The sequence below is a fragment of the Acidovorax sp. SUPP2539 genome (assembly GCF_030158975.1).
In the GTDB taxonomy this organism is placed as follows: Bacteria; Pseudomonadota; Gammaproteobacteria; order Burkholderiales; family Burkholderiaceae_C; genus Paracidovorax.
In genome coordinates, this window is the sequence record NZ_BQXJ01000009.1 from 167,061 (window position 1) to 174,800 (window position 7,740).

Annotated in this window: 6 protein-coding genes; 5 read left to right on the top strand and 1 reads right to left on the bottom strand. The window is 57.0% G+C overall.

All coding sequences use genetic code 11. From position 1 onward, the window contains the following. The first annotated feature begins 31 nt into the window (after positions 1 to 31). The 5 genes from AVTE2539_RS24695 to AVTE2539_RS24715 all read left to right on the top strand — a co-directional run bounded on the left by AVTE2539_RS24695 (position 32) and on the right by AVTE2539_RS24715 (position 5,634). Positions 32 to 2,194: a chemotaxis protein CheW gene (locus tag AVTE2539_RS24695; RefSeq protein ID WP_284414747.1), complete on the top strand. Its 2,163-nt coding sequence runs from the start codon at positions 32 to 34 to the stop codon at positions 2,192 to 2,194. Positions 2,195 to 2,225: 31 nt separating this feature from the next. After that, positions 2,226 to 2,717, top strand: a complete 492-nt coding sequence (locus AVTE2539_RS24700) for a chemotaxis protein CheW (RefSeq protein ID WP_272550831.1) — start codon at positions 2,226 to 2,228, stop codon at positions 2,715 to 2,717. 103 nt (positions 2,718 to 2,820) lie between these two features. Then, positions 2,821 to 3,711, top strand: coding sequence for a CheR family methyltransferase (locus AVTE2539_RS24705; RefSeq protein ID WP_272569819.1), 891 nt, complete (start codon positions 2,821 to 2,823; stop codon positions 3,709 to 3,711). Positions 3,712 to 3,736: 25 nt separating this feature from the next. Beyond that, on the top strand, positions 3,737 to 4,498 hold the full coding sequence (gene cheD / locus AVTE2539_RS24710) for a chemoreceptor glutamine deamidase CheD (RefSeq protein ID WP_284414749.1): 762 nt from the start codon (positions 3,737 to 3,739) through the stop codon (positions 4,496 to 4,498). A 23-nt stretch (positions 4,499 to 4,521) separates the two neighbouring features. Then, positions 4,522 to 5,634: a protein-glutamate methylesterase/protein-glutamine glutaminase gene (locus AVTE2539_RS24715; RefSeq protein WP_284414751.1), complete on the top strand. Its 1,113-nt coding sequence runs from the start codon at positions 4,522 to 4,524 to the stop codon at positions 5,632 to 5,634. Positions 5,635 to 5,660: 26 nt separating this feature from the next. On the opposite strand, the gene AVTE2539_RS24720 is transcribed toward AVTE2539_RS24715, so the two are convergent. Beyond that, positions 5,661 to 7,550 (bottom strand): ATP-binding cassette domain-containing protein, encoded by a 1,890-nt coding sequence (locus AVTE2539_RS24720; RefSeq protein WP_284414753.1) that lies wholly within the window; start codon positions 7,548 to 7,550, stop codon positions 5,661 to 5,663. Between the last annotated feature and the right edge of the window lie 190 nt (positions 7,551 to 7,740).

A 7,740-nucleotide genomic window follows, 5' to 3' on the forward strand; every position in this document is an offset into this window, starting at 1 on the left:
CGTGCAGATAACCTAAGTACTGGAGCCCCTAATGGCGGATACCTATCAAGAAGGCGCGGGCGGTGGCGCGGACTTCGATCTCAGTCAGTTCTATCAGATCTTCTTCGAAGAGGCGGGTGAGAACCTGGACCAGATGGAGCACATGCTCCTGGACCTGGATCTGAGTGCGGCCAATGACGAAGAATTGAACGGTATTTTCCGTTGCGCGCATTCCATCAAGGGAGGGGCTGCAACCTTCGGATTCTCCGATGTTGCAGAGTTGACCCATCAAATGGAATCGCTGCTGGACCGCTTGCGGCGCCATGAACTGCAGCCCATTCCCCAAATGGTGGATGTGCTGCTGGAGTCTGCCGATGCGTCCCGCAGCCTGCTCGCCAGGCACCAAGCGGGAGGCCAGGGCGAAGCCGTATCCACGGCGGAACTGGTTCGCCGAATCAGTGAATTGGCTGCCGGCAATGTTCCTGCCGAACCTGTGGCGGCCGTGGCGCCCCCCCCCCCACCGCCGCCAGCGCCGACTCCTGTGCCTGCGCCAGCTCCGGTCACGCCTGCCCCATCCATTCCCGCTGCGGCAGCCGCACCGGGTAGCGCGCGCTCCCTCGAGATCCGTATCGGTCCGCTGGAGCGTTTGGAACAGGCTGACGCCATCAAGGAATTGTTCCGCGATATTCCCGGCCTCGGCTCCATTCGCGACGTCCCTTCTGACGAGCAGGGTATCCGGCTGTTCGCGGTCGAGACCACTTCCACCAACGATGACCTGCTGGATCTGTTCGCCTTCCATGTGTCGAAAGACCAGGTCAGGATCGGTGCAGAAGACGGTTCGGCCAGTGTGGAAGCTGATCCGGAAGCAGCCCTGCTGCAAGCGGGCGAGGTGTCCACGGAAGCACCCTATGGATTCTTCAATGGGTCCCCGGGTATGCCGAGCGATCGGACGGAGGTGTCCGTTGCAAATGTGTCGGATGCCCCGTCTGCCAAGCAGCCTGCAGCCGCAGCCCGCGCTGCGGAGCCCAAGGCGGTCAGCCAAGCGCAGATGGAGTCCACCACCATTCGTGTGGCAGTGAACAAGGTTGACCAGTTGATCAATCTGGTCGGCGAATTGGTGATCACCCAGGCCATGTTGGCGCAGAACAGCCGCGGCCTCGACGCGGGGGCCTATCAGCAGTTGCTCGCGGGGTTGGCTGATCTGGATCGCAACACACGGGATTTGCAAGAGTCCGTGATGTCGATCCGCATGATTCCCATGTCGATCGTGTTCAGCCGCTTTCCGCGGATGCTCAGAGACTTGGCCAACAAGCTGGGCAAGAAAGTCGAGATGGTCACCTTGGGTGAAGCTACCGAACTGGACAAGAGCTTGGTCGAAAAAATCACCGACCCATTGACGCATTTGGTTCGGAACAGCTGCGACCATGGCATTGAAATGCCTGCTGACCGGCTTGCTGCAGGGAAGTCCGAGCATGGAACGATCACGTTGTCCGCCTCGCATCAAGGCGGCTCCATCGTGATTGAAGTACGTGACGACGGTCGAGGACTCTCGCGCGAAAAAATCATGCGAAAAGCCAGGGAGCGTGGGCTGGATGTCTCCGATCAGATGAGCGACGCAGATGTGTGGGGCCTGATTTTCGCGCCAGGCTTCTCCACTGCCGATGAAGTGACCGATGTCTCCGGGCGTGGGGTCGGCATGGATGTGGTGAAACGGAATATCGCTGCACTCAACGGGTCGGTGGAAATCGATTCTGCCGAAGGGTATGGCATGCGCGTGTCCGTGCGGTTGCCGCTGACGCTGGCGATCATGGACGGCATGTCGGTGGGAGTGGGGGAAGAGGTCTACATCCTTCCGCTGTCTTCTGTCGTGGAGTCGTTCCAGGTCAATCCCGATGATGTCAATACGGTCGCGCAAGGATCTCAACTGGTCAAGGTGCGGGATGAATATATGCCGGTCATCGCCCTGGAGAAAACATTCCAGGTCCCTCGCCTGGATCAAAGCAAGTCCAGCAACATCATGGTGGTGGTTGAGGCGGACGGTAGCCGGGTCGCATTGTTGGTGGATGAGTTGCTCGGCCAACACCAAGTCGTCGTGAAAAACCTGGAAACCAACTATCGCAAAGTGCCCAATGTGTCCGGCGCCACCATTCTCGGGGACGGAACTGTGGCACTCATCCTGGACACAGGTGCTTTGGTGCGGCGCGCTCGCCACTGAGCCCGCGACCCGTTGATATAAGGAGAGCCCTATGGCTGGAGTGATGGAAAAAACCAATGAAGCGACTGTCTCTGGCGCCCGGGAGTATTTGACTTTCCGGCTGGATCAAGAGGAGTATGGGATCGACATCCTGAAGGTGCAGGAGATCCGCGGCTATGAGCCGCCGACACGCATCGCCAATGCGCCAGACTTCATCAAGGGCGTGACGAATCTGCGCGGCACCATTGTTCCCATCGTTGACATGCGGCTGAAATTCAGCTGTTCCAAAGCGGAATACAACAGCTTCACGGTGGTCATCATCCTGAATCTGCGAAACCGGGTTGTCGGGATCGTGGTGGACTCGGTGAGCGACGTCATGGAACTGAACTCGGACCAGATCCGCGTTGCCCCGGAGGTGGAGAGCACCATTGACACCAACTGCATCGTCGGCTTGGGCTCGGTGGGTGAGCGCATGCTCATCCTGTTGGATATCGAGAAGCTCATGGCCAGTATGGACATGGGTTTGGTTTCTGCCAACGAATAAGGCCGACACCTCGCCGCCACGCAACGGCTTAGAGATCAATCGACGTGGCTGTATCCGTAACCGCTGGCCTGTGAACCACCGACCTCTCGAAGTGAAAAGCAACATGCGCCAGACCTCCAGTCCTCTCCCTCCTGCACGAGGCGTGGCGGAATCACCAGCGGTTTCGCCTTCATCGGGACCCTTGGCCCAAGGGCGAGAATTCGTCTGGACCAACGCAGATTTTTCACGTGTCCAGGCGCTCATTTATCAGCGGGCTGGTATCAGTTTGCACGATGGCAAACATGCAATGGTCTACAGCCGTTTGTCGCGGCGGTTGCGCGATACCGGGCATACGAGCTTTCATGAATATCTGAGCTGGCTGGAAACCCATGATGGCCCGGAGTGGCAGGAGTTCGTGAACGCGCTCACGACCAACCTGACGGCGTTCTTCCGCGAACAGCACCACTTTGAGATTCTGGCCAATCTCCTGCGTACACGGCCTGCGGGTCCGTGGAGTGTTTGGTGCAACGCTGCATCCACCGGGGAAGAACCATATTCCATCGTGATGACGGCCATGGAGTCGTTGAGCAGTAACGGTTCGTTCAAGTTGACGGCCAGCGATATCGACTCCCGCGTGTTGGCAACGGCAGCAGAGGGGGTGTATCGGCTGGACAGTGTGAAGGGGCTGAGTGCGGAGCGCCTTCAGCGATTCTTTTTGCGGGGCAAGGCGTCGAATGCCGGTTTTGCGCGTGCCAAACCTGAGTTGCGCCGAAGCATCGATTTCCTGAGCGTGAATCTCATCCGCGATGACTGGCCTTTTCGGGAGCCGTTCGACGTCGTGTTTTGCCGCAATGTCATGATCTATTTCGATGCCCCCACCCAGCGCAAGGTACTGGAGCGCATCCATCGTGTGTTGAAACCAGGCGGCATGCTTTTTGTCGGGCATGCTGAAAACTTCAGCGAGTCCCGTGACCTTTTCACTTTGCGCGGCAAGACCGTGTATGAGCGCCGTTGACCGATAGTCTTCTGCAAGAGCCCACATGACCAATACCCGCCCTGGCTTTCCCCCTCCGTCTGGCGCACCGCCGTCCGCCTATGGTGGAACGGTAGAGCGGCGTCGTGCACCGCGAATTGCGCCGCTCAGTGCCGATATTTACACTGGCACTCCAGCCTCCGCAGCAAAGCAATCAACATTGCCGGAGCTCAAGGCGCAAGCGCGCCGGCCGGGAGAAGCCTCATTCTTCTTTTTTGATCATCATTTTCAGCACAATGCGGTCAAAGTGCTTCCCGGGGAATATTTCGTCTCGGATGAGAATCTGGTGATCATGACCGTGCTCGGCTCATGCATTGCCGCTTGCCTGTGGGACAGCCGTAGCCGGATCGGTGGTATGAATCACTTCATGCTCCCCGATGGCGATTCTTCCGATGTATCCGGCCGCTATGGCTCGTATGCCATGGAGTTGCTGATCAACGAAATGCTGAAACTTGGAGCTCGCCGGGAAAGCATGCAGGCCAAGATATTTGGTGGGGCACAGGTGATGCATAACTTCACCACGATGAATGTGGGTGAGCGCAACACCAACTTTGTGCTCAACTATCTCCAGACAGAGCGTATCCCGATTGTTTCGGAAGACGTGCTCGATATCTATCCACGCAAAGTCGTTTTCTTTCCGGTGACAGGAAAAGCGATGGTGAAGCGGCTCGCCCATGCGCATCCAGAGACATTGGTGGAGCAGGAAGTTCGCGGCAACGCTGCGACGGTTGCCAAAGCGACTGCCGGCGGATCAGTGGACCTCTTTTGAGAAATGAACAAGGACATGAGGGAATGAGCAGGAAGATCCGGGTGATCGTTGTGGATGATTCGGCGTTGGTGCGCAGTCTTTTGGCCGAAATCATCAATCGCCAGCGGGACATGGAGTGCATCGGCACCGCCAACGACCCTTTGATTGCGCGCGAAATGATTCGCGAAATGAACCCCGATGTCATTACCCTGGACGTCGAGATGCCGCGCATGGATGGGATTGATTTTCTTGGGCGCCTGATGCGCCTTCGACCCATGCCCGTGGTGATGATTTCCACGCTCACGGAGAGGGGGGCTGAAGTCACCATGAAGGCGCTCGAACTGGGAGCGGTTGACTTCGTTGCCAAACCCCGGGTCGGCCTTTCCAGTGGTCTGAATGAATTGGCGACCCAGATCGTTGAGAAGATTCGGGTGGCCGCTGTCGCACAGGTCCGGAGAGCGCCGGTGCAAAGCCCGACCCGTCCGCACTCTCCAACAACTGGTTCTGTAGAGGGGGGACATGCTCCGACGCATACGACCACATTGCTGGGCCGCTTGTCGACGGAAAAGCTGATTTGCATCGGTGCATCCACTGGTGGAACAGAGGCCATCCGCGAAGTGCTGATGCAGATGCCAGCAGACTCACCGGCGATCGTGATCACTCAGCACATGCCACCAGGTTTCACCACCAGCTTCGCCGCCAGGCTCAATGGGTTGTGCCAAATCACAGTGAAAGAAGCGGCCAACGGAGAGCGCATCTTGCCTGGCCATGCCTACATAGCGCCCGGAGGAAAGCAGTTTCATATTGCACGCAGTGGAGCCAACTATGTGGCCGTGGTGGATGATGGTCCTCCTGTCAATCGGCACAAGCCGTCGGTGGAGGTCTTATTCAAGTCGGCCGCGGGGGTAGCGGGACGTAACGTTTTCGGCATCATGTTGACCGGCATGGGAAATGATGGTGCCTCCGCGATGCGCGAGATGAAGGATGCTGGCAGTTACAACTATGTGCAGGACGAGGCAAGTTGCATCGTTTTCGGTATGCCCCGGGAGGCCATTGCACATGGCGCTGCAGATGAGGTTTTGCCTTTGACGCAGATTGCACCGGCTTTGATCGCCAAGCTGCGTGGTGCAACCGATCGATTGCACCATCGCATCTAGGTATCGGTGCGCAATAAGACGGGGCGTTAGGACGACAAAGCTGTCCAGCGCTCCAGCGCAATCATCAGTTGATTTTCGATCTCTCCCTCCCTTGCATGGAGGGAGGCCGCTCGTGCACCATCTTTGGCATATAACGAACCGTCAGCCAGTGCTGACTGGATTGACTGTTGCTCTGTCTCTAGTGTGGCAATTTGAGTTGGGAGCTGTTCAAGCTCCCGTTGCTCTTTGTAGCTCAACTTCTTCTTGGGAAGATGTGCTGACTTTTCCTCTGCATCCACAGTGTCATTGCGCTCAACTGCCGCCTTGGAGGGTGGCAAAGACGTCGGATTGAGCAGCCCACTGCGCCGGGACTGGGTCAGCCAGTCTTGAACACTGCCCTCGTATTCCCGCCAGAGCCCGTTTCCTTCATACGCAATGGTGCTGGTCACCACATTGTCAAGGAAGGTCCGATCATGGCTCACAAGGAATACGGTGCCGTCATACGTCTGAAGTAATTCCTCCAGAAGATCCAGCGTGTCGATATCTAAGTCATTCGTTGGCTCGTCAAGCACCAGCACATTGGCAGGACGTGCGAAGAGGCGAGCCAAAAGCAGTCGGTTGCGTTCCCCTCCTGAAAGTGAGCGGACTGGTGAGTGAGCCCTGGCAGGGGAAAAAAGGAAATCGCTGAGGTAACTTTTGACATGCTTGCGTTGCCTGCCAATCTCGATCCATTCGCTGCCAGGGCTGATGAAGTCTTCAAGGGTCGCGTCGAGGTTGATCGCATGTCGCATCTGATCAAAGTACGCTACCTGCAGATTGCTTCCTCGCCGAACGGTGCCCTCATCTTGAGCTAGTTCACCTAGGATGAGCTTGAGCAAAGTGGTTTTTCCCGCACCATTGGGGCCGATCAAGCCCACTTTGTCGCCGCGGAGGATCGTTCCAGAAAAGCCTTTGACGATGACTTTGTCTCCGAAAGATTTGCTGACGTCAGACAACTCCGCAACGATCTTGCCTTGATAGCCATTTTGGGCACCCGAGGCAATATCCATCTTGACGCTGCCCAGCACCTCTCTCCGAGCACTGCGGTCAGCTCGCAGGGCCTCAAGGCGCCCGATGCGGCTTTGACTGCGGGTTCTTCGGGCTTCAACACCCTTGCGCACCCAAATTTCCTCTTGAGCGAGCAACTTGTCGGCCTTGGCCGAGACAACGGCCTCCTGGGCAAGCTGCTCACCCTTTTGAAACACGTACTGGGCGAAATTTCCCGGATACGATCGGAGTTGCCCTCGATCGAGCTCCACAATCCGCGTGGCTACTCTGTCCAGGAATGAGCGATCGTGGGTGATCGTGATGACGCTGCCTTTGAAATCAATCAATAGATCTTCCAGCCATTCGATGGAATCCAGATCGAGGTGATTGGTCGGTTCGTCCAGCAACAGAACATCCGGTCTTGCGACCAATGCCTGCGCAAGAGCGACTCGTTTTTTTGTTCCGCCTGATAGGTTGCCCACGATCGAGTGGGGATCTAGTCGAAGTCGCTGCAGGGTCTCTTCAACCCGCTGTTCCCAGTTCCAAGCGTCGTAGGCCTCAATCTGCGATTGCAACGCATTGAGGTCCAGTCCCGGGTCGCCAGAGAGGTAAAGATCTCTTATTTCTGCTACTTCGCGCAGCCCTTCTGAGGCTGCGGCGAAAACACTAGCTTCCATCTCTAGGACCGGCTCCTGCGCAACGTAGGCAATTCGAACTCCCTGTTGGACTTGTAGGGAGCCATCATCGGGCTTGGCAAGACTGCCCAAGATTTTCAGTAGCGATGACTTTCCAGCACCGTTACGCCCGATCAATCCGACGCGTTCGCCGGCTTCCAGGGAAAAGCCAGCATGATCTAGCAGTGCAACATGACCGAAAGCCAGTTGAGCATTAAGTAAGGTGAGAAGTGCCATATGTGAGGAATTATCCGGCTTAGCGCTGACGGAGGCGCAAGGCGACTGTGGCAAGATACATTGCAATTTTTTGTCATCTTTCTCCTACGGGTGTGGGAAAAGTGGTCTATACTTGCGGGCTTGGCAGGTGAGACGGATGACTGAGTTGTCCGGAGAGTCTGACAAGAAAGGTTGGTTTTGAGTTGTGGCC

Excerpts from the sequence above, each read along its gene's own strand:
- AVTE2539_RS24695 (WP_284414747.1), top strand. The coding sequence starts at position 32 with ATGGCGGATACCTATCAAGAAGGCGCGGGCGGTGGCGCGGACTTCGAT.
- AVTE2539_RS24700 (WP_272550831.1), top strand. The coding sequence starts at position 2,226 with ATGGCTGGAGTGATGGAAAAAACCAATGAAGCGACTGTCTCTGGCGCC.
- AVTE2539_RS24705 (WP_272569819.1), top strand. The coding sequence starts at position 2,821 with ATGCGCCAGACCTCCAGTCCTCTCCCTCCTGCACGAGGCGTGGCGGAA.
- cheD (WP_284414749.1), top strand. The coding sequence starts at position 3,737 with ATGACCAATACCCGCCCTGGCTTTCCCCCTCCGTCTGGCGCACCGCCG.
- AVTE2539_RS24715 (WP_284414751.1), top strand. The coding sequence starts at position 4,522 with ATGAGCAGGAAGATCCGGGTGATCGTTGTGGATGATTCGGCGTTGGTG.
- AVTE2539_RS24720 (WP_284414753.1), bottom strand. The coding sequence starts at position 7,550 with ATGGCACTTCTCACCTTACTTAATGCTCAACTGGCTTTCGGTCATGTT.